The organism is Roseateles sp. P5_D6 (assembly GCF_054049415.1).
In genome coordinates this window covers 1-26,162 of sequence record NZ_JBFUMK010000030.1, presented here as the reverse complement: position 1 = coordinate 26,162, position 26,162 = coordinate 1, and the positions used below count along the sequence as shown (strand labels likewise).

The following is a 26,162-nucleotide window of genomic DNA, read 5'->3' as shown; positions in this document are numbered from 1 at the left end:
GTTCAGCCGCGGTTTCGCAAGGTCGGCCGCGGCCGCGGGATCAATTGATCCGCACCTTGACCTTGGCATGCTCGTTGATGCCCATCGCGCCGAAAAACAGCGCGACCAGCCGGTGGGCGTCGGTGAAGACGACCATGCGGTTCTCGGTCCGGCGCTGCAGCACCCAGTTCAACAGGTCGCCGGCGGCCATGAAGTCCAGCCGGATCAGCTTGGTGCAGGAGATGTTGATGATGCTCGCGTCGCCGACCTCGGTGGACAGCGTGCGCAGGCTGTCGGAGATATCGCCGCTCATCTGGCCCATCAATTCGAGCTGGGCCAGGCTGGCCTCGGCAACGCTCGTGTCGAGGAAGGTCGACTGCGCCTCGCTCTGCATCGAGCTCGTGGCCGGGCTGTTGGTCGACGAGCCTTCGCCGCCGATGCGCACGCGGCACTTGGCGCGCTCCCAGGACGGCGGCGAGACCTCGTAGGTCACGCAGTAGTCGATGGCGGCCTCGTCGAACTGATCGGGTCGGTTGGCCAGGCGCAACGCTTCCAGCCGCAGCATCCAGAGCACCGGGTCGGTGTCGCGTTCGCCCACTGGCGCCAGCTCCTTGAGCTGGTTCAGGAAGCGGTCGCCGCCCACCCATCGCTGGTCGACCTGCTGCTGGGCCCAGACCCGAAACAGCTGGCGCATCTGGATGGCGGCCTCGATCTCGATGTCTTCCAGCGGGCCCCAGTCGAAGACCCAAGGCATGGGCAGGGTCTCGCTGCGCTTTTGCAGCAAGGCCACATCCTCGGCTCTCACGGTGGAGGGCGCCGTCCAGCTGACCTGGCTGGCCTTGGCCATGGGCGAGCGGTTGGACTGGCGTGTCGATTCGGCCACCAGCTTGGGCATGGAGAACCACTGCGGTGCCGACAGGCCGAACTGCTGGGCGTACTCGACGGCCAGCGCCTCGAACTTGCCCTGGGCGCCAGTGGCGCGGTAGTGGTCGAACAGCACCAGCCAGGTCTCGCCGTGCAGATTGCGGCTGCCGCCCGGGCGCACGAGCTCGGTCAGGGCACGCTCGCTGTTCTCGTAATCGGCGTTCGCAAACGCGATGACGGCCTCGTCGAGCTCGGGGTCGTGCACGACCTCCTGCACCTCGACATCGGGCGTGGACTCGGCCAGCGTGAAGGACAGCGGCATGTCCAGCGGCGGCAGGTCGGGCAGGCGGCTGGGCGGCGAGTCGGACAGCGGCGGGATGGCCGCGCCCATGGTCACGGCAGCCGGCGGCGTCGGCGCCTGCAGGCGCTGCACCTCACGCGGCGTCGAGAACTCGCTGACCCGGCCGCCGTTGGCCTCGGCAGGCGACGGCGTCGCGACGGAGGACGAGAAGGCCACCGGCCGCGTGCTGGTGTCGAAGAACCCGGGCTGCTGCTTGGGCACAGCCTGCGTCGTCGCAAAGCTCTCGCCCACCATCTGCTGCTCGATCTCGTCGATCTTGGCCTTCACGCCCAGATCGATCTTGGAATTGGGCTCGCTGATGCGCTCGTCGTCGCCCATCCGGGACGGCGACGAGGCCAGGGCCGCGAGCTGCTCAGGTGTCAGGCCCTCGCGGCGGATGCGGCGCAGCATGTCGAGCTCGCGCTTGCGCACGAAATCGTTGCGGCGCTTGCGCTCCACCATCGCACGCAGTTCGGCCTTGGCAAGGTCGCCCTCGGGGTCGTCCTGGCGCGAATTGATCTCGGCCCAGTCCGTCGTGGGGTTGGCCACGAAGCGCGCCACCTTGCGGAAGAAGCTGTCGCCTTCCTTCGGGTCTGCGGGCTTGGATTCGGACATGTCTGGACTATGCCTCGTGGAAACGAACGGGTGTCAGCGACCCACGGGCCGAGCGCCGGGCCGCTCCCAAGCCGGCCCGCCCAGGTGATGTGCTTGCGGCTCAACGCCGCAAGCATCGCCGTCCCCTCGGGGGACCGGCCAAGTTTCACCTTGGACGAGGGGCTCCATTCAGTCCCCGAACATTTTTTGCTTGAGCTCGCGGCGCTGCTGCGCTTCGAGCGACAGCGTGGCCGTCGGGCGGGCGATGAGGCGGCCCAGGCCAATGGGCTCGCCGGTCTCGTCGCAGTAGCCGTACTCGCCGGTGTCCAGTCGCGCGATGGATTGCACGATCTTCTTCAGCAGCTTGCGCTCGCGGTCACGGGTGCGCAGCTCCAGGGCGTGTTCTTCCTCGATCGTGGCGCGGTCGGCCGGATCGGGGACGATGGTCGTGTCCTCGCGCAGATGCTCGGTCGTCTCGCCCGCATTGGACAGCACGCCGTCCTTCAGCTCGGTCAGCTTGGCGCGAAAGAACTCGATCTGCTTCGCGTTCATGTACTCCGAGTCCGGCATGGCCAGCACCTCGGCGTCCGTCAGCTCGGCGCCCGATTTGGTCTTCCAGGCGTTGACCAGCTTGGGGTCGCCTTTGGCGGCCACGCGCGGCGTCTCGTCGACATGGCCAGCGCCACGCACGGGGGGCTTGGGCGGAGCGAACCGGTCGGCGAACCGGTTGGCTGGCGCGGGCGCCTCGAGCATCGCGACGTCGGCGCCGGGGTCAGTCTTCTTGGCGCCCTTGGGGGCGGTTTTGGGGGCCGGGGTCTTGCTCACTGTCTTCTCCTCGCTCAGGGCTTGCATCGGCGCGGTGTCAGACCTTGATCCCACTGCTTTTCAGCCGGCTGCCCAATTTTGAGCGCGGCGGATTGTAGCCACAGGGAATCTTCAGCCTTCACCCCCCGGGAAACGGTGCTCCCGGGGCAAAAAAACATCACGCCAAGCAGCCTTCCAAGCCTTGCATCAGTACCTCTTTTGGCAGGTCGATACCAATGAACACCATCTTGCTCTGCTTTTTCTCTCCCGGCATCCACTTCGGGCCGAGATCGGAGCCCATCATCTGATGCACGCCCTGGAAGATGACCTTCTTGTCCGTGCCTTTCATGTGTAGGACACCCTTGTATCTGAGCATCTTGGGACCGTAGACCTGCACGATGGCGCCCAGAAAGTCCTCCAGCTTGGCCGGGTTGAAAGGCTTGTCGGCACGAAAGACGAAGCTTTTCACGTCGTCATCATGGGCATGGTGGTGGGGATGGTCGCAATGCTCGCCATGTTCATGATCGTGATCATGGTGATGATGGCCGTGGTCGTGAGCGTCCGCTTTGAGGAAATCCGGGTCGATCTCCAGCTTGGCGTTCAGATTGAAACCGCGCAGGTCGAACACCTTGGCCAGGGCCACCTCGCCGAAATGGGCGGTCTGGATGGGTGCCCGCGGGTTCATGTGCTTGATGCGGTGCACCAAGGCCTCGACGGCCGCCGGCTCGACCAGATCGGCCTTGCTGATGAAGATCTGGTCGGCAAAACCCACCTGCATGCGCGCTTCCTGGCGACTGTTGAGCTGCTCCTCGGCGTGCTTGGCGTCCACCAGCGTCAGCACCGAGTCCAGCAGATAGCTCTCGGCGATCTCGTCGTCCATGAAAAAGGTCTGGGCGACGGGGCCGGGGTCGGCCAGGCCGGTGGTCTCGATGACGACGCGCTCGAAGTCCAGCTCGCCCTTGCGGCGCTTGGCGGCCAGATCGGACAGGGTCGTACGCAGGTCCTCGCGGATGGTGCAGCAGACGCAGCCGTTGTTCATCTGGATGATCTGCTCGTTGGTGTCGGACACCAGGATGTCGTTGTCGATGTTCTCTTCGCCGAACTCGTTCTCGATGACGGCGATCTTCTGGCCATGGGCCTCGGTCAGCACCCGCTTGAGCAGCGTGGTTTTGCCGGCACCGAGGAAGCCGGTCAGGATGGTGGCGGGAATGAGGCCTTGGGGCTTGGACATGATGGGAACCGTTTTCGTCGAAGGCGGCAGATATGGGGGCTGGGAGGCCCAGCACAAGGTTTTGTCAAATCAATCGGCTATTCTGTCCCTTCCGCAATACCCTGACAGCTCCCCTTGAGCGAACCGCATTCAGGCAGGCCCCCAGTTCGCGGGGCCGCCAAACACCCGCCCGAGGCCCGTGGCCTGCTGGAGCGCATGCTGGAGTTCCTGCACCCCGGCCCCGACTCCAAGAGCGAACTGATCGATACCCTGGCCGACGCCGAGCAGCGCGAGCTGATCGAGCCCGAGTCGCGCCAGATGCTGGAAGGCGTGCTGCGCATGGCCGAGCTGTCGGCCGGCGACGCCATGGTGGCCGCACCGCGCATGGACCTGCTGGACATCGACGCGCCCTATGACGAGCTGCTTGGTCTCGTCATCGACACCGGCCATTCGCGCTTCCCCGTCTTCGAGGGCAGCCGCGACAACATCATGGGCATCCTGCTTGCCAAGGACCTGCTCAAGATGCAGCGCGCGCCTGAGCTGAACCTGCGCGCCCTGCTGCGCCCGACGGTCTTCGTGCCCGAGAGCAAGGGCCTGAACGAGCTGCTGCGCGACTTCCGCTCCAACCGCAACCACCTGGCCATCGTCATCGACGAGTTCGGCAACACCGCCGGCCTCATCACCATCGAAGACGTGCTCGAAGAAATCGTCGGCGAGATCGAGGACGAGTTCGACGACAAGGATGGCGAATCCGGCATCTACACCCTGGCCGACGGCAGCCAGCGCATCGCCGGCGACGCGACCATCGCGGCCGTCAACGGCAGCTTCAACCTGGCCTTGCCGGACAACGACTTCGACACCATCGGCGGCCTCATCGCCCATGAGCACGGCCGCGTGCCGCGCCGCGGCGAGACCGTGCAGGTGGGCGGCCTGAACTTCGCCGTCATGCTGACCCGCGGCGGCGCGGTGCGCTGGTTCAAGGTCACGCGCGCCCCCGAAGACGAGACCGAGGCGTGAAGGGCGCGAGGGCTGCGGCTGTCGCACTGGCCGCAGGCCTGCTGCACACGGCCTCATTCGCGCCCACCGGCGCCTGGTATCTGCAGCCCATCGCGCTGGCGCTGCTGTTCGCCACCGTCGAGCAGGCCACGCCCCGGTTTGCGGCCCTCGTCGGCGCGCTGTTCGGCTTTGGCTGGCTGGCCTCGGGCCTGTGGTGGCTGCATATCAGCATGCACCAGTTCGGCGGTATCCCCTGGCTGCTGGCCGCGCTGGCGGTGGCATTGCTGGCGGCCTTTCTCAGCGGCTTCTACGCGCTGGCCCTGGGCCTGACCGCGCGCTGGATCGCGCCGGGCCGCTGGCGGCTGCTGGCTTTTGCGCCAGCCTGGCTGCTGGCCGAGCTGGCACGGGCGACCTGGCTCAGCGGCTTCCCGTGGATCGCGGCGGGTTATGCCCACACCGTCGGCCCGCTGGCGGGCTGGGCGCCCTGGGTGGGGGTCTACGGCATCTCCGCGCTGGCAGCGCTGGCGGCCGCCGGCCTGGTATGGCTAAAGCGCGGAGCCGTTGCCTGGGCCGCGCCTGCGCTCCTGATCCCGCTGGCCGGCCTGCTGCTGCCGCAGGACTTCACGACCTCCACGGGCCGCCTGGCCCTCTCCCTGGTCCAGCCCAGCATCCCGCAGGACCAGAAGTTCGACCCGGCCCGCTTCGCCGCCAATCTGGAGTTGCTGGCCCGGCTCATCGAGTCCGCGCGCGGCCAGGTCGTCATCACGCCCGAATCGGTCGTGCCGCTGCCGCTGGCTGAGCTGGACCGCGCCACCCTCGTGCGCCTGGCCCGCCCCGAACGCCCCGCACTGCTCGGCGCCTTCCTCGGCAATGCCGACGAGGGCTTCGTCAATTCCGTCGTCGCCCTGGGCAGCGACTACCACTACGGCAAGCGCCATCTGCTGCCTTTCGGCGAGTTCATCCCGCCGGGCTTTGGCTGGTTCGTGCATGCCATGAACATCCCGCTGGACGACCAGGCCCGCGGCGACCACCAGCGCCCCTGGGCCGTCGCCGGCCAGAGGCTGCGGCCGCTGATCTGCTACGAGGATCTGTTCGGCGAGGACTTCGTGCAGAGCGCCGTCGGGCCCGACGCGGCGACCGCCTTCGTCAACGTCAGCAACCTGGCCTGGTTCGGCACCGTCATGATCCAGGACCAGCATCTGCAGTTCTCGCAGATGCGCGCTCTCGAGTTCCAGCGCCCCGTCGCGCGCTCGACCAACACCGGCGCCACTGCCCTTGTTGACCATCACGGCCACATCACCGCCCGGCTGCCCGCCCTGCAGCGCGGCGTGCTGGAGGTCGAAGTCGACGGCCGCAGCGGCTCCACGCCCTATGCCCGCTGGCTGGCCGCGCTGGGGCTTTGGCCGCTCTGGCTTTTGTCCCTGTTGGCCCTGGCGGGCGTGCGCAGGGCGGCCTCATAGAATCGGCCACCCCCTCTCCCCCTCGCCTCATGCTGACCTTCCAGCAAATCATCCTGACCTTGCAGGACTATTGGTCCAAGCAAGGCTGCGCCCTGCTCCAGCCCTACGACATGGAAGTCGGCGCCGGCACCAGCCACACCGCCACCTTCCTGCGCGCCCTCGGCCCCGAGCCCTGGAAGGCCGGGTATGTGCAGCCCAGCCGCCGCCCCAAGGACGGCCGCTACGGCGACAACCCGAATCGGCTGCAGCACTACTACCAATATCAGGTGGTGCTCAAGCCCGCGCCGGCCAACATCCTGGAGCTGTATCTCGGCTCGCTGGAGGCCCTCGGCTTCGACCTGAAGAAGAACGACGTGCGCTTCGTCGAGGACGACTGGGAGAACCCGACGCTCGGCTGCTGGGGCCTGGGTTGGGAGGTGTGGCTGAACGGCATGGAGGTCACGCAGTTCACCTACTTCCAGCAGGTCGGCGGCATCGACTGCAAGCCCATCACCGGCGAGATCACCTACGGCCTGGAGCGCCTGGCGATGTACTTGCAGGGCAAGGAATCGGTCTATGACCTGGTCTACACCGACGGCCTGACTTATGGCGACGTGTTCCACCAGAACGAAGTGGAGCAGTCGACCTACAACTTCGAGCACAGCGATGTGGACTTCCTGCTGTCGGCCTTTGCCGCGCATGAAAGGAAGAGCCAGGAGCTGATGGTCGAGAAGCTCGCCCTGCCCGCCTACGAGCAGCTGCTGAAGGCCGCCCACAGCTTCAATCTGCTGGATGCCCGCGGCGCCATCAGCGTGACCGAGCGCGCGGCCTACATCGGCCGCATCCGCAACCTGGCCCGCGCCGTTGCGCAGAGCTATCTGGACAGCCGCGCGCGCCTCGGCTTCCCGATGGCCCCCAAGGCCTGGGCGGATGAGGTCGTTGCGCAGATCGAACTGAAGAACAGCAAGAAGGCGGCCGCTTGATGAATCTGCTCGTTGAACTGTTTGTCGAAGAGCTGCCGCCCAAGGCGCTGAAGAAGCTCGGCGAGTCCTTCGCCAGCGTGTTGGCCGACAGCCTCAAGGCCCAGGGCCTCGCCGCTGCGGACGCCGCCGTCACGTCGTTCGCGTCGCCGCGCCGCCTCGGCGTGCATGTGGCCAACGTCGCCGCCAAGGCCGCCGACAAGGCCGTGCAGCAGAAGCTGATGCCGGTCGCCGTCGCCCTCACCGCTGATGGCCAGGCCACGCCCGCGCTGCTGAAGAAGCTGGCCTCCATCGGCGCCGGCCCCGAAGTCGTGCCGCAACTCAAGCGCTTGCCCGACGGCAAGGCCGAGGCGCTGTTCTGGGACAGCATGCAAGCCGGCGCCACGCTCGCGCAGGGCCTGCAGAAGGCGCTGGATGAAACCCTCGCCAAGCTGCCCATCCCCAAGGTCATGAGCTATCAGCTCGAAGACGGCTGGACCGACGTGAAGTTCGTGCGCCCGGCCCATGGCCTCGTCGCGCTGCACGGCAGCGAGATCGTGCCCGTGCAGGCCCTGGGCCTGACTGCCGGCCGCACGACCTGCGGCCATCGCTTTGAAGCCGCCCAGCCCACGGTCAGCATTGAATCGGCCGACAGCTATGCCACTCAACTGCGTGACCAGGGCGCCGTCATCGCCGGTTTTGCCGAGCGGCGCGCCGAGATCGCGCGCCAACTCAAAGGCGCGGCCGATGCGCTGAGCCTCACGCCCATCGATGACGCGGCCCTGCTCGACGAAGTCACCGCCCTCGTCGAGCGCCCCAATGTGCTGACCTGTGCGTTCGAGGCCGAGTTCCTGGCCGTGCCGCAGGAGTGCCTCATCCTGACGATGAAGGCCAACCAGAAGTACTTCCCGCTGCTGGACTCTCACGGCAAGTTGACCCGCCACTTCCTGGTCGTCAGCAACATCGCGCCCGCCGACGCCGGCGCCGTCGTGCAAGGCAACGAGCGCGTCGTGCGCCCGCGCCTGGCCGACGCCAAGTTCTTCTTCGACCAGGACCGCAAGAAGAAGCTCGAAGACCGCCTGCCGGGCCTGGCCAAGGTCGTGTACCACGGCAAGCTGGGCAGCCAGGGCGAGCGCGCCGAGCGCGTCAGGTCGATCGCGCATGCCATCGTCAACCAGCTGAGCATGGCGACCCTGCCCTACACAGTCGACGCCGACGACGAGTTCAAGGTGCTGGACAGCAAGGTCCAGCAGGCCAGCCAGCTCGCCAAGTGCGACCTGCTGACCGACATGGTCGGCGAGTTCCCCGAGTTGCAGGGCATCATGGGCGGCTACTACGCCCGCCACGAAGGCCTGCGCGACGGCGTCGCCATCGCCATCGAGGACCACTACAAGCCGCGCTTCGCCGGCGACGCGCTGCCGCGCAACCACACCGGCACCGTCGTGGCGCTGGCCGACAAGCTGGAGACGCTGGTGGGCCTGTTCGGCATCGGCCAGCTGCCCACCGGCGACAAGGACCCGTTCGCACTGCGCCGCCATGCGCTGGGCGTCATCCGCATCCTCGTCGAGAAGAACCTGCCGCTGGACCTGCCGGCGCTGATCGACGCGGCCGTGCCGGCCTTCGGCGAGCTCATCGAGAACCCACGTGAGGCGCTGCTTTCCTTCTTTGCCGATCGCCTCGCGGTCAGCTTGCGTGACCAGGGTTACAGCGCCCAGGAAGTCGACGCCGTGCTGGCGCTGAACCCCGCTCGCCTGGGTGACGTGCCGCGCCGTCTCGAAGCCGTGCGTGCCTTTGCCGCCCTGGCCGAAGCGGCGTCGCTCGCGGCTGCCAACAAGCGCGTCGGCAACATCCTGAAGAAGGTCGAGGGCGAACTGCCCCACGCCATCAACGATGCGCTGCTGAAGGAAGCCGCCGAGCAGGCCCTGGCCGCCGCGATTGCCGAAGTCCAACCCACTGCCGACCTGCTGTTCGAGCAGCATGACTACACCGGTTCGTTGAAGGCCCTGGCCGCGCTCAAGGGCCCGGTCGACGCCTTCTTCGACGACGTGATGGTCAACGCCGAGGACCCGCTGCTCCGCGCCAACCGGCTGGCCCTGCTGGGCCGCCTGCACGCCGCCATGAACCGGGTCGCCGACCTGTCGCGCCTTGCCTAAAGCCTCCATGCGCGCCGACCACGCCCACGGCATGAAGCTCGTCATCCTCGGGCGGGACGGCACGATCAACCGCTACCGCGACGACCACGTCAAGGCGCCGGAGGAACTCGACCCGCTGCCGGGGGCGCTGGAGGCCGTCGCGCGCCTGAATCACGCCGGCTGGCACACGGTGCTGGCGACCAACCAGGCCGGCATTGGCCGCGGCCTGCTGGACATGGCCTCGCTGAATGCCGTGCACATCCGCCTGAACCAGTTGCTGGCCGAAAAGGGCGGGCGCCTGGACGCGGCGTTCTTCTGCCCGCACACGCCCGAAGAAGGCTGCGACTGCCGCAAGCCCCTGCCCGGCCTCATCCAGCAGATCGGCGAGCGCTTCGACGTCGCGCTCGCCACCATCCACATGGTCGGCGCGTCGCTGACCGACCTGCTGACGGCGCAGAACGCCGGCTGCATGCCCCACCTCGTGCTGACCGGCCCCTTCGGCAGCCTCGGCACCAACGAGCTCGCCAACCTGCTCGTGCAGGTGCCCACGGCCCGCGTGCACGACGACCTGATGAGCTTTGCCGAAGCCATCATCCAGGAGGAGCGCCGCCGCGTTGCCGTGCAGCGCGGCCAGGTTCTGACCCCCGACACCCAGGCCGGAGACCTGAACTGAAGTGATGAGCCCACCCCCTACCGGCTTCGCCGGCCCCCTCAAGGGGGCGATGCCAGCAGCCCGGCAAAGCCGGTTCTGCGGCATCCGCTTGGCCATGCACTCTGGCGCCACCGTTGCGCACCTATTGATTCGGAAGTCCTGATGGCAACGCTATTGAGCGCTATCCGCTCGCTGATCTTTGTCCTGGTTCTCGTCGTCACCGTCATCCCCTGGGCGACCGGTGTCGTCATCCTGTCCATCTTCCGCCGCGGCGACCCGGTCTACTGGGCTTGTGCCGGCTGGCTCAAGGTCGCCATCTGGAGCGCGCGCCTCATCTGCGGCATCCGCTGGCGCATCCAGGGCATGGAGAACCTGCCGTCGGCTTCGGACCGCCGCGCCGGCGTCGTGCTGCTGTCCAAGCACCAGAGCACGTGGGAGACCTTTGCCTACCCGGCCCTGCTCAGCCATCCGCTGGCCTATGTCTTCAAGCGCGAACTGCTCTACGTGCCCTTCTTCGGCTGGGCGATGGCGCGCATGGACATGATCCACATCGACCGTGGCCGCCGCACGGAGGCCTGGAACAAGGTGCTCAGCCAGGGCAAACGCCTCGGTGGCCAGGGCAACTGGGTCATCATGTTCCCCGAAGGCACGCGCATCCCGCGCGGCCAGGTCGGCGACTACAAGACCGGCGGCACCCGCCTGGCCATCGAGGCCGGCCTGCCCGTCGTGCCCATCGCCGCGACGGCGGCGCGCTGCTGGCCACGCAAGAGCTTCCTGCTGCGTCCGGGCGTGGTGGACATCTCCATCGGCCGGCAGATCCGCCCCGAAGGCCGCTCGCCAGCCGAGCTGATGAACGAGGTCAAGGACTGGATCGAATCCGAGATGCGCCGCCTCGACCCCGAGGCCTATGCCAACCCTCCGTCCGCCGGCGTCGCCGGCGACGCGGCGGCGAACCAACGCTGATCACCATGCCCGCCAAGCGCCCGGCCCCACTCCTGCAGGACAGCCAGCTGTCACTGTTCGACGTGGAGCCGGAGATCACGCCAGCCGAGCCCGGCGCGCCGCGCGCGCGGCGTGAGCTGCTGCTGGGCCAGCATCGCATCGGCTATGAACTCAAGCGGGCGCGCCGGCGCTCGATCGGCTTCGTCGTCGGGCCGCAGGGCCTGCGCGTCAGCGCACCGCGCTGGGTGCCCATCAACGAGATCGAACGCGCCCTGCATCACAAGGGCGATTGGATCCTGCGCAAGCTCGTCGAGCAGCGCGAACGCCAGCAGCGCATCCAGGCGTCGCGCATCGAGTGGCTGGACGGCGGCCGCCTGCCCTATCTCGGCGAAGCGTTGACGCTGGTGCTGGCACCTGCCGAGCGCGAGGTGGTGTGGGATGCCGCCGCGCGCCAATTGCGCCTGCCCTTGCCCTTGGGCGCCTCGGCCGAGCAGATCCGCGACCTGGCCCAGTCCTGGCTGCAGGCGCGCGCGCGCGAGGACTTCCTGCCGCGCTGCCGCCAGTTCGCCGACCAGCTCGGCGTGGCCATGAAGTCGCTGCGACTGTCCTCGGCGCAGACGCGCTGGGGCAGCGCCAGCGCCGACGGCTCCATCCGCCTGAACTGGCGCCTCATCCATTTCGCGCCGGCCATCATCGACTACGTCGTCGCCCATGAATTGGCCCATCTGCGCGAGATGAACCACAGCCCGGCGTTCTGGGACACGGTGCGCTCGGTGCTGCCCGATTTCGAGCGCTCGCGCGATGCGCTGCGTGAGGAATCCATCGTGGTTCAGTAGGCCCCTCGTCCAGTCTGGCCCGGCTGAACGCCGGCCAACCTGGCCGGTCCCCCTGGGGGACGGCGATGCTTGCAGCATTGAGCTGCAAGCACATCGCCAAGGCGGGCCGGCTTGGGGCGGCCCGGCACTCGGCCCGAAAGACGCCGCAATGGCTTGCATGTGAATACTACCGAGCCACGGTCACCCTGCCGCCTTCACAAAGCGCAACACTTCGTCTGACGCTGTCACACAGGTACCCGCAGCCGGCCCAGCCGGAGGGAGTGAAGGTACCGCGCTAAGCCGGACCGCCGCCGCACGATCTTGATCGTCGGCGGCGTTTCTCTTTGGCGCCGGCGTCAGCCGGGCAAGAAGCGGTAGACGCCGTCGGCGCCCAGTTCGCGCTTCAGCTCGCCCTTGAGCCACAACGCGTGCAGGTGAGCGATCGCCTCGCCCATCGCGAACGTCGTCTGGTGCAGATCGAGCTTGCGCTTGAACAGCACGGGCAGCAGGCCGGCCGCATGCGTCGGTTCGGCGCGGCAGGCGGCGATGACCTCGGCGAGGCGCTCGTCATGGTGCTCCTGCAACTGGTCGATGCGCTCATGCAGGCCGGTGAAGGGCTTGCCGTGCGAGGGCAGCACCAACGTGTCGGCCGGCAGCTCCAGGTAGCGCTTGAGTGAGTCCAGATAGAGCGTCAGCGGGTCGGCCTCGGGCTCGACGTCGACGACGGAAACATTCGTTGAAATGCGCGGCAGCACCATGTCGCCGCTGATCAGCAGCTTGGCTTCTTCGCAAAACAGGCTGATGTGCTCGGGCGCGTGGCCGTAGCCGGCGATGCAGCGCCAGGTGCGCCCGCCGATGTCGATCTCGCTGCCATCCATCAGCCGCCGGTAGCTGGCCGGCACGACCGGCACCATCTTGGGGTAGTAGTCGGCACGGGCGCGGATCTTCTCCAGCGACTCCGGGTCGGTCAGGCCATGGCTGCCAAAGAAGACCGCTGCCGAAGCGCCGCCCATGCCCACCGTCGAGCCGCTGGCCAGGCGGGCGAGGTTGTAGTCGGTCGCGCTCATCCACAACCGGCAGTTCCATTTCTCGGTCAGCCAGTGCCCGAGCCCGAGGTGGTCAGGGTGGAAGTGCGTCGCAATGACACGCAGCACGGGCAAACCGTCCAGGTGCGCGGCAAACACCTGCTCCCAGTTGGCGCGTGTGTCGTCGCTGGCGATGCCGCAGTCGACGATGGTCCAGCCCTCGCGACCATCGAGACGGTCACGCAGCAGCCACAGGTTGATGTGGTCCAGCGCAAAGGGCAAGCCCATGCGCACCCACCGCACGCCGGGTGCCAGGTCCAGCGCCTCGCCGGGTTGGGGCAGGGTATCGCCCAGGGGGTAATGCAGTTCGGATTCGCGTGGATTGGCCATGACCGCTCTAGACTGACGTTTACGTCAATTGAGTGTAGCCATGCCCTCCCGCCGACCTGTCCCCGCCGCGACCGAAACGACCTACACGATCACTGAACTCGCCGCCGAGTTCGACATCACGCCGCGTGCGATCCGCTTTTACGAGGACATGGGCCTGCTGGAGCCTGGCCGCAAGGGCCGCAACCGCGTCTACACGCCGCGCGACCGCACTCGGCTGAAGCTGACGCTGCGCGGCAAACGCCTGGGCCTGGCCCTGCAGGAGATCAAGCAGCTCGTCGACATGTATGACAGCCAGGCCAGCGCTGCGCCCCAGTTGCGGGCCTTCCTCACCATCCTGGCGCAGCACCGCCAGCAGCTCGAACAGCAGCGCCACGACATCGAAGTCACGCTGGCCGAGATCCAGCAGCACGAGAAGCGTTGCCGCGCCTTGCTGGGGTCTTGAACCATCGGCCAAGCGTGACGCTTTGCCGGGAGCGGCTTCAAATTGCGTCGCATGCGGGACAAACCCCGCTGACGCCATCCCACAGTCTGACTAGAGTCCGCCCCTCGACCGAGGTGGCATTTGCCACCGGCCGAAATGTCTTTGTGGAGCTGTCATGACACTCGGACCGCGCCGTACCCTGGCGCTTGCCCTGCCCGCCATCGCGGGCGCCCTGCTGATGCTGGCCCAAGCGGCCAGCGCCCAACAAGAAGCACCCAAGGCCGAGAGCCTCGAGCGTGCGCAGAAGGCCGCCGACGCCGTCTTCCACTGGATCAAGCTCAACGCCGACAAGGGCGCCAACCGTCAGGCGCCCGCACCAGCGCCGGCGCCAGCCGCCGCGCCGCGCAAGCCGGCTCCGGCTCCCGTGGCGGCCGCGCCCCGGCCCGCGCCTGCCCCAACGCCCGGCACGGCACCCGCACCGACCGCTGCCGCAGCTGTTGCGCCCCCGACCACCGTTGCTACCGCGCCGCAGGCGGCGCCCGAGCCTGAACCTGAAGTTGAGCGCACGCCCGTGCTGCTCGCCTCTGCGGCGCCGACGCCCGCCCCCGCTGCCCCGATGGCCGCCGCGGCACGGGCCGCGGAGCCGCCGCCCAAGCCGGCCGAGGAAGAGGCCGAGGAGCCGCTGAAACTGCTGGCCAAGGTCGAACCGGCCATCCCGCGCCAGATGCAGCAGCAGAGCACCTTCCGCAACGGTTTTGCCCAGGTGCAGTTCACGGTCGGGCCCGACGGCGCGGTCCAGCAGGCCTCGGTCATCAAGGCCAGCCATTCGCGGTTGGGCACGGCGGCCGTCGAGGCCGTCAAGCAATGGCGCTTCGCTCCCATCCGCAAGGCCCGCGAGGCCGCTGTCGAAGTCGCCTTCAAGAGCGACACCGACTGATTTCAGTCTCGGGCGTCCCCGGGTTGACGCTGAGCCAACGGGCGGAGATGCTGTTGTCGAGCCGTTAGAAGTCCTGCGGCCACAAATCAGGGAGTTTCCATGTCCATCCGTCTGCTCGCCCGCATGCTCGCGGGCATTGGTCTTTGTGCTGCCGCCTTCGCAGCCTCGGCCACCGGCCCGTATTCCGGACTCGTCGTTTTCGGCGACAGCCTGTCCGACAGCGGCAACAACGCTTTGCTGCTGTCTCAGGGCCCCGGTGGGCTGCCGCCCGTCAACATTCCGGGCGACGGCTACTACAGCAAGATCCCGTCGACGGCGGGCACGTATTCCAATGGCTGGGTCTGGACGCAGTACTTCGCGCAATCGCTCGGCGTGGCGCTATCGCCCTCACTGGCCGGCGGCAATAACTTCGCCTTCGGTGGTGCACAGACCAGTCTGAACGGTGGCGAGATTCCGCAGTTGCCGGGCTTCCCGTACAGCATGCAAACCCAGCTTGGCATGTATCTGGGCGCCACCGGCAACCTCGCCGATCCGAACGCTCTTTACGTGGTGGCCGGCGGCGGCAACAACATCCGTGTCGCATTGGAAGCGATCGCCATGGGTGCCGACGCTGACGCCACGGCTGCCGCGACAGTGGCCAGCTACGCCGCCGACATGGCCGGCATCGTTGGCAGCCTCAAGCTCGCCGGCGCCCAGCATGTGCTGGTGCTGAACACGCCCAACTTCGGCCTCACGCCGCTGGCCAACGCGATGGGCGCCAGCGGCCAGGCCTCGGCGCTGAGCTTCGCCATGGACACCGCCCTCACCGGCGCGCTGGCTGGCAGCGGCGCACAGGTCTTCGACATGTACGGCTTCATGACGAGCGCCGTGGACAATGCCTCGCAGCTGGGCTTCAGCAACTGGACCAATGCCTGCGCAGCAACCACCAGCAGCTGCGATCTCAGCACCGCGCTGTTCTGGGACGGCATCCACCCCACGACCCTGGCGCACCAGCAGCTCGCTGCAGCCGTGTTCGCGGTGGCCGTCCCCGAGCCCGACATGGCGGCGCTGCTGGCCGTTGGCCTCGTCGTCGTGGCGCTGGCGGGCTCAAGGGCCCGGCGCCGGGCAGTTGTCCAGCAGGGCTGACATCGCCTCCAGAAACACCCGGGTGCGCAACGGCATCAGCCGGCGCTCCGGGAACACCGCCCAGCAGCTCGAGCCCGGCAGATGCCAGTCCGGCAGCAGGCGCTGCAGCCGGCCCAGCGCCAGCGCATCCCTGACGATGAGGCGGTCAATGCCGGCGATGCCGACGCCGCTTTGCGCCAGCTGAGCCAGCAGGCTGGGCGCATTGGCCAACGTGCGCTGGGCCGGCCGGGCGAGGTGGGGCTCGGCCCCCTCGCGCTGCAGCCGCCAGGGCACGGGCTCGCCGTGGCGGGTCAGCAGCATCAGCCCGTGCATGGTGTCCAACGCCTGCGGCAACAACGGCTCGCCGACCCGCTCCAGATAGCCCGGTGACGCGTACAGGCCCCAATGCGTCGTCGCCAGCTTGCGCGCAGCGAGCTGGCTGTCCTCGTCCATCGATCCCATGCGGATGGCAAGGTCGAAGCCCTCGCCGATCAGGTCCACGCGCCGCGGCGTCAGGTCCAGCTCCAGCTGCACCTCCGGGTAGGCCAGCGCGAATTCGGCCAGCATGCCGGCCGCCACCTCCTGGGCGAAGTCCGCCGGCATGCTGACGCGCAACCGGCCGCTGGGTTTTTGCTGGCGGTGCAGGGCCAGCGCCAGCGCGCCATCCACCTCTGAAGCGACTGCTCGCGCGTGCTCCAGCACGCCGGCGCCGAAGTCAGTCAGTGTCAACTTGCGCGTCGTGCGCTGCAGCAGCTTCTCGCCCAGCCGGGTCTCCAGCGCGCCGATGCGCCGCGACACCGTGCTCTTGGGCCAGTGCACCCGCTCGGCGGCGCGGCTGAAGCTGCCAGCCTCCATGACGCGGGCAAACAGCAGCAGGTCGTCGGCGTCTGATTCCATCATTGGCCCCATTGATCCATTGGCGGAACAATCATATGCAAATCACCAACTTCTGAAGTTGATTGGACAGTCCTAGAGTTCATTCCATCGCAACCGCCAACCTGGAGCACCCGAATGAACATCCTGCAAATCAACGCCAGCGCCCGTCGTGCCACCGATGACCAAGGTTCGGTTTCCACCCGCCTGGCCAGCGAACTGACCGCCGGCCTGCGCGCCGCCAACCCTGGCGCCACGACCACCGTGCGCGATCTGACGCTGACACCCCAACCTGTGCTCGACGAAGCCGCTCTGGGCGCCCTGTTCACGCCAGCCGACCAGCGCACGCCCGAGCAGGCCGCCCGCGTCGCGCTGGACGACGCGCTGATCGCCGAGTTGCAGGCCGCCGACACCGTCGTCATCGGCGTGCCGATGTACAACTTCAACATCACCGCCCAGCTCAAGAACTGGATCGACGCCGTCGCCCGCGCCGGCGTCACCTTCAAGTACGGTGAGAAGGGCCCTGTCGGCCTGGTGACCGGCAAGAAGGTCTACATCGTCACCAGCCGCGGCGGCATCCATCGCGGCCAGCCCAGCGACCAGATGACGCCCTATCTGCGCGCCGTGCTGGCCTTCCTGGGCATGACCGATGTCGAGTTCGTCTACGCTGAGGGCATGGCCTTCGCCGCTGAGCAAGGTCTTGCCAATGCCCGTTCGCAAATCACTCAACTGCTCACCGCTTAAGGACTTGCCATGAGCACCGTCGCTACGTCCCTTTTGAACCAACCGCGCGAGGTCGAGCGCCTCGTCGCTGGTCAGCCGACCAGCGACGGTGCCGGCGTCAAGCTCAACCGCGTGCTGACGCAGAACCTGCAGCGCCGGCTGGACCCCTTCCTGATGCTCGACGCCTTCGGCACGGACAACCCCGACGACTACATCGCCGGCTTCCCTGACCACCCGCACCGCGGCTTCGAGACCATCACCTACATGCTCAATGGCCGCATGCGCCACCGCGATTCGGCCGGCAACGAAGGTCTGATCAGCGACGGCGGCGTGCAATGGATGACCGCCGGCCGCGGCGTCATCCACAGCGAGACACCCGAGCAGAACGAAGGCCGCATGGCCGGCTTCCAGCTCTGGCTGAACCTGCCGGCCAAGGACAAGCTGCGCGCGCCCTGGTACCGCGATGTGGCCAGCCACGAGGTGCCCGAGTTCGAGCGCGACGGCGTCAAGGCGCGCGTCATTGCCGGCGCGAGCCATGGTGTCGAGGGTGCCGTGCAGCGCGACAGCACCGAGCCGCTGTACCTCGACCTGCATTTCGCGCCCGGCGCCCGTTTCGAGCAATTGCTGCCGCCCGAGTTCAATGCATTCGTCTACGTCTACGAAGGCGGGCTGAAGTTCGAGAGTGGCTGCCAGGTGCCCTCGGGCCGCATGGCCATCCTCGCCAACACGCCCGGCAGCGACGGCGTACGCCTGCGGGCTGGCGAGCAGCCGACCCGCGCGCTGCTGATTGCCGGCAAGCCGCTGGGCGAGCCCATCGCGCAGCACGGCCCCTTCGTCATGAACACCGAGGCCGAACTGGTGCAGGCCGTGCGCGACTTCCAGGCCGGCAGGCTGGCCTGAACGCATGGACCGCTTGCAGGCCATGGAAGTCTTCGTCGCCGTTGTCGACAGCGGCGGCTTCGCGAGCGCGGCGCGCAAGCTGGACCTGTCGGCCCCAGTCGTCACGCGCGCTGTGGCCGAACTGGAAGAGCGCCTGGGCGTGCGCCTGCTGACGCGCACCACCCGCGCCGTGCGCGTCACCGAGGCCGGCGCCCGCTATGCCGAGGACTGCCGGCGCATCCTCGCCGACGTGGGCGACTCCGAGGCCGCCACCAGCGGCAGCCGCAGCCAGCTCAAGGGCCTGCTCAGCGTCACGGCGCCGGTGCTGTTCGGCAACTTGCACGTCACGCCCATCGTCACCGACTATCTGCAGCGCTACCCGGACGTCGACGCGCAATGCGTCTTCGTCGACCGCGTCGTCAATCTCGTCGACGAGGGCCTGGACGTGGCCGTGCGCATCGGCGAGCTGCCCGACTCCTCGCTGCGCGCCATCGGCGTTGGCCAGGTGCGGCGCATGCTGCTGGCGTCGCCCGGCTATCTCGCCGCGCATGGCCGGCCGCAGCGCCCCGAGGACCTGCCCCGGTACACGCTGATCCAGCCCACCCAGGTCGCGCCCTACCCTGAATGGCGCTTTGCCGAAGCGGGTCGACCGCTGGTGCAGCGCATCCGCCCCCGCTTGCGCACGACAACCAATGATGCCGCCCGCTCCTTCGCGCTGGCCGGCCTGGGCATCGTGCGCCTCCTCAGCTATCAGGCCGCCGACGCGCTGGCCCGGGGCGAGTTGCTGCCCTTGCTCGAGGATTTCGAGCCGCCGACCATCCCCGTCCACATCGTGCATCACGAGGGCCGGCACATGACACAGAAAGTGCGTGCCTTTGTCGACCTGGCGGTGGACAGCCTGCGCGCGAATCCCGCCCTGCGCTAGACGTTCTGCGGTGCCCAGTCGCGGAACCGCCAGCGCAGCGGCAGCGCATCACGCAGCCACCAGCCCTCATCCAGGTGGAAGCGCCAGGCGCGCTCGGCCTTGTCGTCGAGCGCGGCCCGTTCCGGCCCGTCCCAGACGATCTCGGCGCGACCCGTCAGGCTCAACAGATCGCCGCGCTCGAAGTCGATGAAGAGCAGGCCCGCGCGTCCGTCGAGTTGCAGATTGCCCAGCGTCATGAACATGCGGTTGCCGGAGTAGTCCGGCACCAGCAACGTGCGTGCGTCCTCTTGCGTGACGAAGCCGGCGGGACCGCCGCGGTGCGACACATCCGTCCCTGCTGCGCCCGCATGCGTGGCGACGAACAAGGTGTCGGCGGCGGCGATCAGCCACGCCGCGTCGCCGTCCAGTTGCGACACGCGTTCGATGGTGCGCGGCCGCGTGTCCGCCGCATCGCGCAACCACTCGACTTCGCGGCCCTGGATGTACTGCGGGCAGTTGCCTACCGTCTGCTCCACCTGCAGCCGCAACCCTGAGGGCTCGACCGTCAGCAGCTTGCCGTTGACGCGGTTGCGCCGCCGCGTGTGCAGCTCGATGCCCAGCAAGCCGAGCCGCGCGCCCGGTGTCATGCCGGCCGCGGCCGGATCACCCGGGATGGGCGTGGCCGCGAAGGTCAGATGCCAGGCATCCGGCGCCTGCACGAAACCCGGCGGCCCCACCAACACCGTGGCCCAGGGCCGACCGGTCGGGTCCACACTGCCGGCCAGCATCAGCGGCAGCTGCTCGTAGAAGCGCTGGTGCTGCTCGGGCATGTGGTCGCGCACGACGCGGCGACCGACCTCGGCCATGCGCTCGGCGACGCCGACGCGAGACTGCACGGCGACCTCGCCGGCGTGGAAGGGTTGATCCATTTTCAGTGGCCTTTCGTATTTGCGGGCCGAGCGCCGGGCCGCTCCCTAGCCGGCCCGCCCTGGCGATGTGCTCGCGGCTCGATGCCGGGAGCATCGCCGTCCCCTCGGGGGACCGGCCGGGCACAGCCGCGTTCAGCGGGATGGGACCGGGCGAGGGGCTGCATTTCAGGCGGCGCGCAGGCCGGCCGGCGTGGTCTTGAAAGGCACAAAGCCCGGCAACGCCTCGATGCGCGCGAGCCAGGCACGCAGCGCCGGATAGGGCGCCAGGTCCACATTGCCCTCGGGCGCGTTGACGATATAGCTGTAGCCGGCGATGTCGGCCAGCGTGGCGTGGTCGCCGACCAGGAAGGAGCGACGAGCCAGCTCGCCTTCCATGACCTTGAACAAGGTGTGAGCTCGGTTGATCACCTCGTCGGCATCGAAGCGCGCGCCGAACACGGTGACGAGACGGGCCGCTGCCGGGCCGAAGGCGATCAGGCCCGAGGCCACCGACAGCCAGGCCTGCACCGCCGCGCGACCGGCGGCGTCGGCCGGCAGCCAGCGGCCCGCCGGGTCGTACTTGCTGGCCAGGTAGACCAGGATGGCCGTGCTGTCCCAGACGCAATGGCCGTCGTCATCCAGCAGCGGCAACTGGCCGAAGGGATGGCGGGCGAGGAACTCGGGCGTCTTGTGTGCGCGGGTGGCGAAGTCAATGTCGACGAGTTCATGCGGCAGGCCCAGCAGGGACAGTGCGAGCTCGGCGCGGTGGGCGTGGCCAGACAGCGCGTGGCGGTACAACTTGAGGGTCATGGAAGGCTCCGTTGAAGACGGGACCACTGTGCCCAGCGCCGCGCCCTGGCGAAACGGCGCGCGCCGCAAGTCATTCTTTCCGCGGCCGATGGGAGTCGCCGTCAGCTCAGCCGTCGCCCCACCAGCACCAGGTCCTTCTCCACGCCCTCCAGCCGCGCCACTCGCGGCATGAAGCCCCAGCGCTCGAAGCCATGCTTCTCGAACAGGCGCAGGCTGCCAACGTTGGACGCAAAGATCGTCGCCGTCAGCGTCTCGATGCCCAGCGCGGGCGAGCGCGCAATGGCGTGCGTCAGCAGATAGCTGCCCAGGCCCTTGGCCTGGTAGTCCGGATGCAGATAGATGGCCAGGTCGGCCGTGATGAAGTAGCCCGGCCTCTCGTTCATGAAGTGGAAGAAGCCGAGATAGCCGATGGCGCCCTGGCCGGGTTTGTCGCTGTCCTCGGCCACCCACAGCGGTCGGTGGTCGGGCGTGTGCTGGTCGAAAGACGGGCGGCGTTTGGCCACGGTCGTCGGTTCGAGGTCGCAGCTGCAGGTGCGCGTGGCGACGGCGAAGTTGTAGATGTCGACGATGCGCGGCAGGTCGTCGGCGATGGCATCGCGGTGCAGATAGGCCATGAGGGGCGAGGTTAGCGGCGGCAAGGCAAGATGCCGCCATGGACAACCCTCGCCGCCACAGCCCCGCCGCCGAACGCAACGGCCCGCCCATCCTCGCGGCCCTGCAGCGCCTGCTGCCCGCACAAGGCGTCATGCTGGAGATTGCCAGCGGCACGGGCCAGCACGCGGCCTTCTGCAGCGAAGGCCTGCCCGGCTGGCATTGGCAGCCCAGCGATTTCGACGCGGCCTCCCTGCCCTCCATCGCCGCCTGGTGCGAAGGCCTGGCCCGGGTGCGCCCGCCAATCACGCTGGACGTGCTCGATGCGACCTGGCCCGGCGTGCCGGCCCAGGTCGACGCGATCTACTGCGCCAACATGATCCACATCGCGCCCTGGGCCTGCACGGCGGGGCTGATGCAAGGCGCCGCGCGGCATCTCGTGCCCGAAGGATTGCTGCTCACCTACGGGCCCTACCTCGTCGACGGGGAGGCCACGGCGCCGAGCAATCTCGCCTTCGATGCCGACCTGCGCGCGCGCAACCCGGCCTGGGGCCTGCGGCGTTTGGCCGACGTGGCGACGCAGGCCGCCGCCGCGGGTCTTTGCCTGCGCGAAACCCTGACCATGCCCGCCAACAATATGCTGCTGGCCTGGGCGCGCGCCACCTGAAGGCCGCCCCTGTCAGACATGCTTCTTGGACTCCTCGTGCTCGCCGGCCTCTGGGCCGGCCTGCAGAACTCGCTGGCCGGTGGCGGCTCCTTTGTCACGCTGCCGGCGCTGATCCTGTCGGGCATGTCGCCGCTGGCGGCCAACATCACATCGACCGTGGCGCTGTTCCCGGGCCAGCTCAGTTCGGGCTGGGCGGGCCGTCGCCTCGTCGTCGGCACGGCGACGCTGTCCTTCCGTGCCCTGGTCATCATCAGCCTGCTCGGCGGCGCGGTCGGCGCCTGGCTGCTGCTGAACACGCCGTCGTCGGTGTTCGCGCGTCTGGTTCCCTGGCTGGTGCTGTTTGCCACCAGCGTGTTCGCCTGGGGCAGCTTCCTGCGCAAGCCGGTGGCTGAAGGCCATCACTTCAGCGCCCGCGCGACCGCCGCGATGCAGTTCCTCATCGCCATCTACGGCGGCTACTTCGGCGGCGGCATCGGCTTCCTGATGCTGGCGGCGTTGACGGTGGCGGGCATGCCCACCCGCAACGCGGGTGCAACGAAGAACGTGCTGGCCGGCGTCATGAACGCGTCGGCCGTGGCCCTGTTCGTGCTGTCGCCCGAGGTGCACTGGCTGCAGGCCGTCGTGCTCGGCAGCAGCGCCATCGTCGGCGGACTCGCCGGTGCCTGGGCCCTGCATCACGTCAACGAAAAAGCCCTGCGCATCGCCATCGTTGCCCTGGGCGTGGCGCTGACGATCGGCCTCTTCCTGCGGCCGATCTGAGCCTTCAACTGGCCGCCAGCCCGGCGGCGAGGTGATCGCCAAAGGCCTTGACCTTGCCCGACAAGCGCCGCTGCGGCGGGCTGACGAGCTGCATGGGCAAGGCCTGGCCCTGCCAGTGCGGCATGACCAGCTCCACCTCGCCACTGGCCAGTTCCTTTTCCATCAACCAGTCCGGCGAATACGCCAGCCCCATGCCCGCCAGCACCGCCTCGCGTACGGCTTCACCGCTGTTGGTGCGCAGGCTGCCCGACACGCGCACGCTGACCAGGCTGCCCGGCGGCGCATCGGCACCGGGCCCGGCCTCGAAGGTCCAGGTTGGCCCGGTGCGCAGCTCGCTGTAGACGATGCAGTCGTGCTGCTGCAGCGCGATTGGGTTGATTGGCGGCGGCACGCCGAGCTGCTCGAAGTAGCCGCGCCGCGCCACGACGGCCCGGCGCACGGTGCCGATGCGGCGCGCCACCAGGCTGGAGTCCGGCTGCTCACCGATGCGCACCGCGACGTCGATGCCCTGCTCGACGAGGTCGATGAAACCGTCGTTCAGGCGCAGGTCGATCTTCACGCCCGGGTGGGCGGCCATGAAGCTCTTGACCAAAGGCATCAGCTTCAAGCGCCCAAAGCTGCCCGAGGCCGCAACGCGCAGCCAGCCCTGCAGCCGATGTTCGCCCGCGCGCAACTCGCTCTCGGCCTCGCCGATCTCGGCCACCAACCGCCGCGCCTGCTCCACATAGCGCTCGCCCGCGTCGGTGAGCTTCAGCGCCCGCGTGCTGCGGGCCAGCAGCTGCGCGCCCAGTGCCTTCTCCAGCGCCGCCACCTGCTTGCTGACGGCGCTCTGCGTGCTGCCCAGTTCGCGCGCCGCCGCCGAGAAGCTGCCCAGCTCGACGACCCGCACCAGGGTCTGCATTGACTGCAATCGGTCCATGGCTGCTCGTTTCAGTCTTGATTGGAATAAATCTTAGGCAAACCGGCCGGCTTCTGCATTGAGGAGGCAGCAATCACAGTGAGTTCACTCAACCACTGGAGTCATTTCCATGACCTCGTCTCGCATCGTCCTCATCACCGGCGCCCTGACCGGCATTGGCCGCGCCACCGCCCTCGCCTTTGCCAAGGAAGGCTCAGTCGTCGTCGTCAGCGGTCGCCGCGAACCCGAAGGCCAGGCTCTGGCCGCCGAACTGAAAACGCAAGGCGCCGCAGACGCCACCTTCATCCGCGCCGATGTGCGCCACGAGGCCGAGGTGCGCTCGCTCGTCGAGCAGACGGTCGAGCGCTTCGGCCGCCTGGACGTGGCCGTCAACAACGCCGGCACCGAGGGCAGCAACGGCCCGATCGCCGAGCAGAGCGCCGAGAACTACGACGCCATCTTCGACACTAATGTGCGCGGCGTGCTGTTCTCGCTGAAGCACGAGATGCGCGCCATGCTGGCCCAGCGCAGCGGCGCCATCGTCAACCTGTCGTCGGTGGCTGGGCTGATCGGCTTTGCGGGCGCGTCGGTCTATGTGGCCAGCAAGCATGCGGTCGAGGGCCTGACCAAGAGCGCCGCGCTCGAGGGCGCCGCCGCCGGCGTGCGCGTCAACGCGGTGGCACCCGGCCCCATCCAGACCGACATGCTGGAGCGCTTTGTCGGCCGCAGCGAGGACGCCAAGGCCGGCATGCGTGCCGGCAACCCGTCGCAGCGCTTCGGCACGGTGGATGAGGTGGCGCAGACCATCGTCTTCCTGGCGAGCGACAAGGCGCGGTATCTGACGGGGCAGTCGCTGGCGGTGGATGGGGGGATGACGGCGCAGTGATGGGCCGGTGGCAATGAAAGGTTCAGCCCGGTAGCGTGGGCTGGGCTTGCGAACCCCAAGCTGCCGCCGTGTCGTGGATGCGTTTGCGGAGCTCGCGCCTCATCACTGCATTGCCGGGGGTCCGTCCCGGCGGCCGGGTAACTTTCTTCTGCGGCGCCAGAAGAAAGCCACCAAAGAAGAAGCGCTGAACCGCACGCCAGCGCGGTGCCGCAAGGAGCGGCGCGCGAAAACAACCGCTGGCATTGCGACAAGAAGCGAACCGCTGCGCTCTCGCATCCGACTTGTCACGAGCACCATCCATCGGACCTCATGCCCGTCCGACGCTCGGCTGCACGCCGGGCCCATCAGGAAATACCGAACAGCCGCGTCGCTCGGGCGACGCTGCATTCGGGTTTTGTTTGGACCGGAGACATGGGTAACACCCGTGCCAGGACATGGGTAACACCTTCTCAAGTGTCCACCGGCTGCTCGTGCAGGTCGAACTGCGTGAAGCGCTGATGACAGAAGTACACGTCGTACACGCTGTCGCATTCGGAGCTGGGGCGGATGCCGATGGGCAGTCCCTTCAACGCGCTGGACACATGCAGTCGGCGGCCCTGGAAGTGAAGGAAGCCGTTCCAGCCGACGTTAACGACGCAGTCGGTGTCTGGGTACTCGATGGGGTGCAACGCGGCGCTGTAGGCCACCGCGCTGGGTCGGTAGCGCTGCACCGGGGTGCCCAGGTCCAGCGCGTCGTGCGGCCGCTCGCAGTTGTAGATCGGGCGCCAGGCGTCGAACGCGCGCTGCACGGCCTCGAAGTCCGTGAAGTGCCGCCCGGCCAGCACCTCCACGTCCAGCGTGCGATGGAACCGCTCCAGCTTGCCGTTGGTCTGTGGATGGTGCGGGGCGCTGAAGCTCACCTGCACGCCCAGGCGGATCAGCCAGATGGCCAATTCGCTGAGGCTGTGACCGCGCCCGCTGGGGCTGCCCCAGGGCGAGCCGTTGTCGGCGTTGATGCGCAGCGGCAGCCCGTAGCGTTCGAAGGTCTGGACGAGTTGCTCCCTCACCGAGGGCGTGTCGGTGCGCGCTAGCGCCTGCAGTCGCAGGTTGAAGCGCGAGTGATCGTCCAGCAGCGTGAGCGCCTGGCAGCGCCCGGCCAGCGTGGGGAAGTGGCCCTTGAAGTCGATCTGCCACAGGCTGTTGGGCGCGTCGTGCTCGAAGCGTTGCCAGGGCCGAGCGGTGTCGCTGGCCGCAGGGCTGACCAACCCATGGCGATGCAGGATGTGGGTGACGGTGCTTGGGGCGACCTGCGCCTGTCCGAGGTCCATCAGCCGCCGGGCGATCTTGCGGCCACCCCAGGCGGGGTGTTCGCGGCGCACGSCGAGCACGGCTTGCTCGATGGCGTCGCCACTGCGGGCGGGGCTGCTCAGCGGACGACGGCTGCGGTCATGCAGCGCCTGCGCATCGCCCGCGCAGGTTTCGAAACGGCTCAGCCACTTGTAGCCGGTCTTGGGGCTGATGCCGAACTGGCGACACAACGCACGCACGTTGGCGCCGTCCTGGCGGGCCAGGTGCACGAACTCTTGACGCAGGGACACGGTGTTCTTCTCCATCCAGACCATGGGCTTCTTCCGGGGCTTCGAAACCCCGAAAGCGTTACCCATGTCCTGGCACCCTGGCAC

The 26,162-nt window shown here is 68.2% G+C and carries 26 protein-coding genes; 16 read left to right on the top strand and 10 right to left on the bottom strand.

What is annotated here, in order from left to right; translation table 11 throughout:
* Positions 1–40 precede the first annotated feature (40 nt).
* The 3 genes from ACXJKM_RS27585 to ACXJKM_RS27575 form a co-directional block, all read right to left on the bottom strand.
* Positions 41–1,798 (bottom strand): hypothetical protein, encoded by a 1,758-nt coding sequence (locus tag ACXJKM_RS27585; protein ID WP_457356311.1) that lies wholly within the window; start codon positions 1,796–1,798, stop codon positions 41–43.
* A gap of 168 nt (positions 1,799–1,966) precedes the next feature.
* Complete coding sequence (gene dksA / locus ACXJKM_RS27580) at positions 1,967–2,602, bottom strand: RNA polymerase-binding protein DksA (protein ID WP_235532114.1); 636 nt, start codon at positions 2,600–2,602, stop codon at positions 1,967–1,969.
* Positions 2,603–2,759: 157 nt separating this feature from the next.
* Positions 2,760–3,812, bottom strand: coding sequence for a CobW family GTP-binding protein (locus ACXJKM_RS27575; protein WP_056204635.1), 1,053 nt, complete (start codon positions 3,810–3,812; stop codon positions 2,760–2,762).
* A 114-nt stretch (positions 3,813–3,926) separates the two neighbouring features.
* Here ACXJKM_RS27575 and ACXJKM_RS27570 point away from each other — a divergent pair, with 114 nt between their 5' ends.
* From ACXJKM_RS27570 to ACXJKM_RS27540, 7 genes are all read left to right on the top strand, one after another.
* On the top strand, positions 3,927–4,808 hold the full coding sequence (locus tag ACXJKM_RS27570; protein WP_056204638.1) for an HlyC/CorC family transporter: 882 nt from the start codon (positions 3,927–3,929) through the stop codon (positions 4,806–4,808).
* Positions 4,805–6,247, top strand: coding sequence for an apolipoprotein N-acyltransferase (gene lnt, locus ACXJKM_RS27565; protein WP_457356310.1), 1,443 nt, complete (start codon positions 4,805–4,807; stop codon positions 6,245–6,247). Before ACXJKM_RS27570 ends, lnt begins: the two co-directional genes overlap by 4 nt.
* Positions 6,248–6,276: 29 nt before the next feature.
* A complete protein-coding gene (gene glyQ / locus ACXJKM_RS27560; RefSeq protein ID WP_056204643.1) occupies positions 6,277–7,209 on the top strand; it encodes a glycine--tRNA ligase subunit alpha in 933 nt (310 codons plus the stop codon).
* On the top strand, positions 7,209–9,338 hold the full coding sequence (glyS, locus tag ACXJKM_RS27555; protein WP_457319691.1) for a glycine--tRNA ligase subunit beta: 2,130 nt from the start codon (positions 7,209–7,211) through the stop codon (positions 9,336–9,338). The genes glyQ and glyS overlap by 1 nt, the downstream gene beginning before the upstream one ends.
* 7 nt (positions 9,339–9,345) lie before the next feature.
* Positions 9,346–9,990, top strand: coding sequence for a D-glycero-beta-D-manno-heptose 1,7-bisphosphate 7-phosphatase (gene gmhB / locus ACXJKM_RS27550; RefSeq protein WP_235532115.1), 645 nt, complete (start codon positions 9,346–9,348; stop codon positions 9,988–9,990).
* Positions 9,991–10,131: 141 nt separating this feature from the next.
* Complete coding sequence (locus ACXJKM_RS27545) at positions 10,132–10,932, top strand: lysophospholipid acyltransferase family protein (RefSeq protein ID WP_457319689.1); 801 nt, start codon at positions 10,132–10,134, stop codon at positions 10,930–10,932.
* Between the two features lie 5 nt (positions 10,933–10,937).
* Positions 10,938–11,747, top strand: a complete 810-nt coding sequence (locus ACXJKM_RS27540; protein ID WP_457319687.1) for a M48 family metallopeptidase — start codon at positions 10,938–10,940, stop codon at positions 11,745–11,747.
* Positions 11,748–12,082: 335 nt separating this feature from the next.
* Here ACXJKM_RS27540 and ACXJKM_RS27535 read toward each other — a convergent pair whose 3' ends face one another.
* Positions 12,083–13,141, bottom strand: a complete 1,059-nt coding sequence (locus ACXJKM_RS27535) for an MBL fold metallo-hydrolase (RefSeq protein WP_457356309.1) — start codon at positions 13,139–13,141, stop codon at positions 12,083–12,085.
* A gap of 40 nt (positions 13,142–13,181) precedes the next feature.
* Between ACXJKM_RS27535 and ACXJKM_RS27530 the strand changes: the two genes are divergently transcribed.
* The 3 genes from ACXJKM_RS27530 (at position 13,182) to ACXJKM_RS27520 (ending at position 15,624) form a co-directional block, all read left to right on the top strand.
* Positions 13,182–13,583 carry a MerR family transcriptional regulator gene (locus tag ACXJKM_RS27530; protein WP_056204659.1) on the top strand — a complete coding sequence of 134 codons (402 nt, stop codon included), beginning with the start codon at positions 13,182–13,184 and terminating at the stop codon, positions 13,581–13,583.
* Positions 13,584–13,737: 154 nt separating this feature from the next.
* The gene (locus tag ACXJKM_RS27525) at positions 13,738–14,499 is read left to right on the top strand and encodes a TonB family protein (RefSeq protein ID WP_056204662.1); all 762 of its coding nucleotides are present in this window, start codon (positions 13,738–13,740) and stop codon (positions 14,497–14,499) included.
* A gap of 99 nt (positions 14,500–14,598) precedes the next feature.
* Positions 14,599–15,624 (top strand): SGNH/GDSL hydrolase family protein, encoded by a 1,026-nt coding sequence (locus tag ACXJKM_RS27520; RefSeq protein WP_056204665.1) that lies wholly within the window; start codon positions 14,599–14,601, stop codon positions 15,622–15,624.
* Here ACXJKM_RS27520 and ACXJKM_RS27515 read toward each other — a convergent pair.
* Complete coding sequence (locus tag ACXJKM_RS27515; RefSeq protein WP_235532116.1) at positions 15,586–16,503, bottom strand: LysR family transcriptional regulator; 918 nt, start codon at positions 16,501–16,503, stop codon at positions 15,586–15,588. The genes ACXJKM_RS27520 and ACXJKM_RS27515 overlap by 39 nt on opposite strands.
* Positions 16,504–16,614: 111 nt before the next feature.
* Here ACXJKM_RS27515 and ACXJKM_RS27510 point away from each other — a divergent pair, with 111 nt between their 5' ends.
* Genes ACXJKM_RS27510 through ACXJKM_RS27500 form a run of 3 tightly spaced genes read left to right on the top strand, consistent with a single transcriptional unit; the run spans position 16,615 to position 19,003 of the window.
* The gene (locus ACXJKM_RS27510) at positions 16,615–17,220 is read left to right on the top strand and encodes an FMN-dependent NADH-azoreductase (protein ID WP_457356308.1); all 606 of its coding nucleotides are present in this window, start codon (positions 16,615–16,617) and stop codon (positions 17,218–17,220) included.
* A 9-nt stretch (positions 17,221–17,229) separates the two neighbouring features.
* Positions 17,230–18,099 carry a pirin family protein gene (locus ACXJKM_RS27505; protein WP_457356307.1) on the top strand — a complete coding sequence of 290 codons (870 nt, stop codon included), beginning with the start codon at positions 17,230–17,232 and terminating at the stop codon, positions 18,097–18,099.
* Between the two features lie 4 nt (positions 18,100–18,103).
* Complete coding sequence (locus ACXJKM_RS27500) at positions 18,104–19,003, top strand: LysR family transcriptional regulator (RefSeq protein WP_457356306.1); 900 nt, start codon at positions 18,104–18,106, stop codon at positions 19,001–19,003.
* Here ACXJKM_RS27500 and ACXJKM_RS27495 read toward each other — a convergent pair.
* The 3 genes from ACXJKM_RS27495 to ACXJKM_RS27485 all read right to left on the bottom strand — a co-directional run bounded on the left by ACXJKM_RS27495 (position 19,000) and on the right by ACXJKM_RS27485 (position 21,314).
* A complete protein-coding gene (locus ACXJKM_RS27495; protein WP_457356305.1) occupies positions 19,000–19,911 on the bottom strand; it encodes a pyridoxamine 5'-phosphate oxidase family protein in 912 nt (303 codons plus the stop codon). The two genes, ACXJKM_RS27500 and ACXJKM_RS27495, sit on opposite strands and share 4 nt — an antisense overlap.
* 165 nt (positions 19,912–20,076) lie before the next feature.
* Positions 20,077–20,700: a glutathione S-transferase family protein gene (locus tag ACXJKM_RS27490; RefSeq protein ID WP_457320230.1), complete on the bottom strand. Its 624-nt coding sequence runs from the start codon at positions 20,698–20,700 to the stop codon at positions 20,077–20,079.
* Positions 20,701–20,801: 101 nt separating this feature from the next.
* Positions 20,802–21,314: an N-acetyltransferase family protein gene (locus ACXJKM_RS27485; protein WP_457356304.1), complete on the bottom strand. Its 513-nt coding sequence runs from the start codon at positions 21,312–21,314 to the stop codon at positions 20,802–20,804.
* 38 nt (positions 21,315–21,352) lie between these two features.
* On the opposite strand from ACXJKM_RS27485, the gene ACXJKM_RS27480 reads away from it, so the two are divergent.
* Together ACXJKM_RS27480 and ACXJKM_RS27475 are read left to right on the top strand one after the other, a co-directional pair.
* Entirely contained in the window at positions 21,353–21,958 is a 606-nt protein-coding gene (locus tag ACXJKM_RS27480; RefSeq protein ID WP_457356303.1) for a DUF938 domain-containing protein, read from the top strand.
* A gap of 18 nt (positions 21,959–21,976) precedes the next feature.
* Positions 21,977–22,717: a sulfite exporter TauE/SafE family protein gene (locus ACXJKM_RS27475; RefSeq protein ID WP_457356302.1), complete on the top strand. Its 741-nt coding sequence runs from the start codon at positions 21,977–21,979 to the stop codon at positions 22,715–22,717.
* 4 nt (positions 22,718–22,721) lie between these two features.
* Here the strand turns inward: ACXJKM_RS27475 and ACXJKM_RS27470 are convergent, their stop codons facing one another.
* Complete coding sequence (locus tag ACXJKM_RS27470; RefSeq protein ID WP_457356301.1) at positions 22,722–23,636, bottom strand: LysR family transcriptional regulator; 915 nt, start codon at positions 23,634–23,636, stop codon at positions 22,722–22,724.
* Between the two features lie 109 nt (positions 23,637–23,745).
* Here ACXJKM_RS27470 and ACXJKM_RS27465 point away from each other — a divergent pair, with 109 nt between their 5' ends.
* Positions 23,746–24,501, top strand: coding sequence for a glucose 1-dehydrogenase (locus ACXJKM_RS27465; protein ID WP_457356300.1), 756 nt, complete (start codon positions 23,746–23,748; stop codon positions 24,499–24,501).
* 449 nt (positions 24,502–24,950) lie between these two features.
* Here the strand turns inward: ACXJKM_RS27465 and ACXJKM_RS27460 are convergent, their stop codons facing one another.
* Positions 24,951–26,102 (bottom strand): IS481 family transposase, encoded by a 1,152-nt coding sequence (locus tag ACXJKM_RS27460; RefSeq protein ID WP_457356299.1) that lies wholly within the window; start codon positions 26,100–26,102, stop codon positions 24,951–24,953.
* Positions 26,103–26,162 lie beyond the last annotated feature (60 nt).

What these genes read in the sequence shown, in the direction of transcription:
- ACXJKM_RS27585 (WP_457356311.1), bottom strand. Translation starts at nt 1,798, where the DNA reads ATGTCCGAATCCAAGCCCGCAGACCCGAAGGAAGGCGACAGCTTCTTC.
- ACXJKM_RS27575 (WP_056204635.1), bottom strand. Translation starts at nt 3,812, where the DNA reads ATGTCCAAGCCCCAAGGCCTCATTCCCGCCACCATCCTGACCGGCTTC.
- glyQ (WP_056204643.1), top strand. Translation starts at nt 6,277, where the DNA reads ATGCTGACCTTCCAGCAAATCATCCTGACCTTGCAGGACTATTGGTCC.
- glyS (WP_457319691.1), top strand. Translation starts at nt 7,209, where the DNA reads ATGAATCTGCTCGTTGAACTGTTTGTCGAAGAGCTGCCGCCCAAGGCG.
- gmhB (WP_235532115.1), top strand. Translation starts at nt 9,346, where the DNA reads ATGCGCGCCGACCACGCCCACGGCATGAAGCTCGTCATCCTCGGGCGG.
- ACXJKM_RS27545 (WP_457319689.1), top strand. Translation starts at nt 10,132, where the DNA reads ATGGCAACGCTATTGAGCGCTATCCGCTCGCTGATCTTTGTCCTGGTT.
- ACXJKM_RS27540 (WP_457319687.1), top strand. Translation starts at nt 10,938, where the DNA reads ATGCCCGCCAAGCGCCCGGCCCCACTCCTGCAGGACAGCCAGCTGTCA.
- ACXJKM_RS27535 (WP_457356309.1), bottom strand. Translation starts at nt 13,141, where the DNA reads ATGGCCAATCCACGCGAATCCGAACTGCATTACCCCCTGGGCGATACC.
- ACXJKM_RS27530 (WP_056204659.1), top strand. Translation starts at nt 13,182, where the DNA reads ATGCCCTCCCGCCGACCTGTCCCCGCCGCGACCGAAACGACCTACACG.
- ACXJKM_RS27525 (WP_056204662.1), top strand. Translation starts at nt 13,738, where the DNA reads ATGACACTCGGACCGCGCCGTACCCTGGCGCTTGCCCTGCCCGCCATC.
- ACXJKM_RS27520 (WP_056204665.1), top strand. Translation starts at nt 14,599, where the DNA reads ATGTCCATCCGTCTGCTCGCCCGCATGCTCGCGGGCATTGGTCTTTGT.
- ACXJKM_RS27515 (WP_235532116.1), bottom strand. Translation starts at nt 16,503, where the DNA reads ATGATGGAATCAGACGCCGACGACCTGCTGCTGTTTGCCCGCGTCATG.
- ACXJKM_RS27510 (WP_457356308.1), top strand. Translation starts at nt 16,615, where the DNA reads ATGAACATCCTGCAAATCAACGCCAGCGCCCGTCGTGCCACCGATGAC.
- ACXJKM_RS27505 (WP_457356307.1), top strand. Translation starts at nt 17,230, where the DNA reads ATGAGCACCGTCGCTACGTCCCTTTTGAACCAACCGCGCGAGGTCGAG.
- ACXJKM_RS27500 (WP_457356306.1), top strand. Translation starts at nt 18,104, where the DNA reads ATGGACCGCTTGCAGGCCATGGAAGTCTTCGTCGCCGTTGTCGACAGC.
- ACXJKM_RS27495 (WP_457356305.1), bottom strand. Translation starts at nt 19,911, where the DNA reads ATGGATCAACCCTTCCACGCCGGCGAGGTCGCCGTGCAGTCTCGCGTC.
- ACXJKM_RS27490 (WP_457320230.1), bottom strand. Translation starts at nt 20,700, where the DNA reads ATGACCCTCAAGTTGTACCGCCACGCGCTGTCTGGCCACGCCCACCGC.
- ACXJKM_RS27485 (WP_457356304.1), bottom strand. Translation starts at nt 21,314, where the DNA reads ATGGCCTATCTGCACCGCGATGCCATCGCCGACGACCTGCCGCGCATC.
- ACXJKM_RS27480 (WP_457356303.1), top strand. Translation starts at nt 21,353, where the DNA reads ATGGACAACCCTCGCCGCCACAGCCCCGCCGCCGAACGCAACGGCCCG.
- ACXJKM_RS27475 (WP_457356302.1), top strand. Translation starts at nt 21,977, where the DNA reads ATGCTTCTTGGACTCCTCGTGCTCGCCGGCCTCTGGGCCGGCCTGCAG.
- ACXJKM_RS27470 (WP_457356301.1), bottom strand. Translation starts at nt 23,636, where the DNA reads ATGGACCGATTGCAGTCAATGCAGACCCTGGTGCGGGTCGTCGAGCTG.
- ACXJKM_RS27465 (WP_457356300.1), top strand. Translation starts at nt 23,746, where the DNA reads ATGACCTCGTCTCGCATCGTCCTCATCACCGGCGCCCTGACCGGCATT.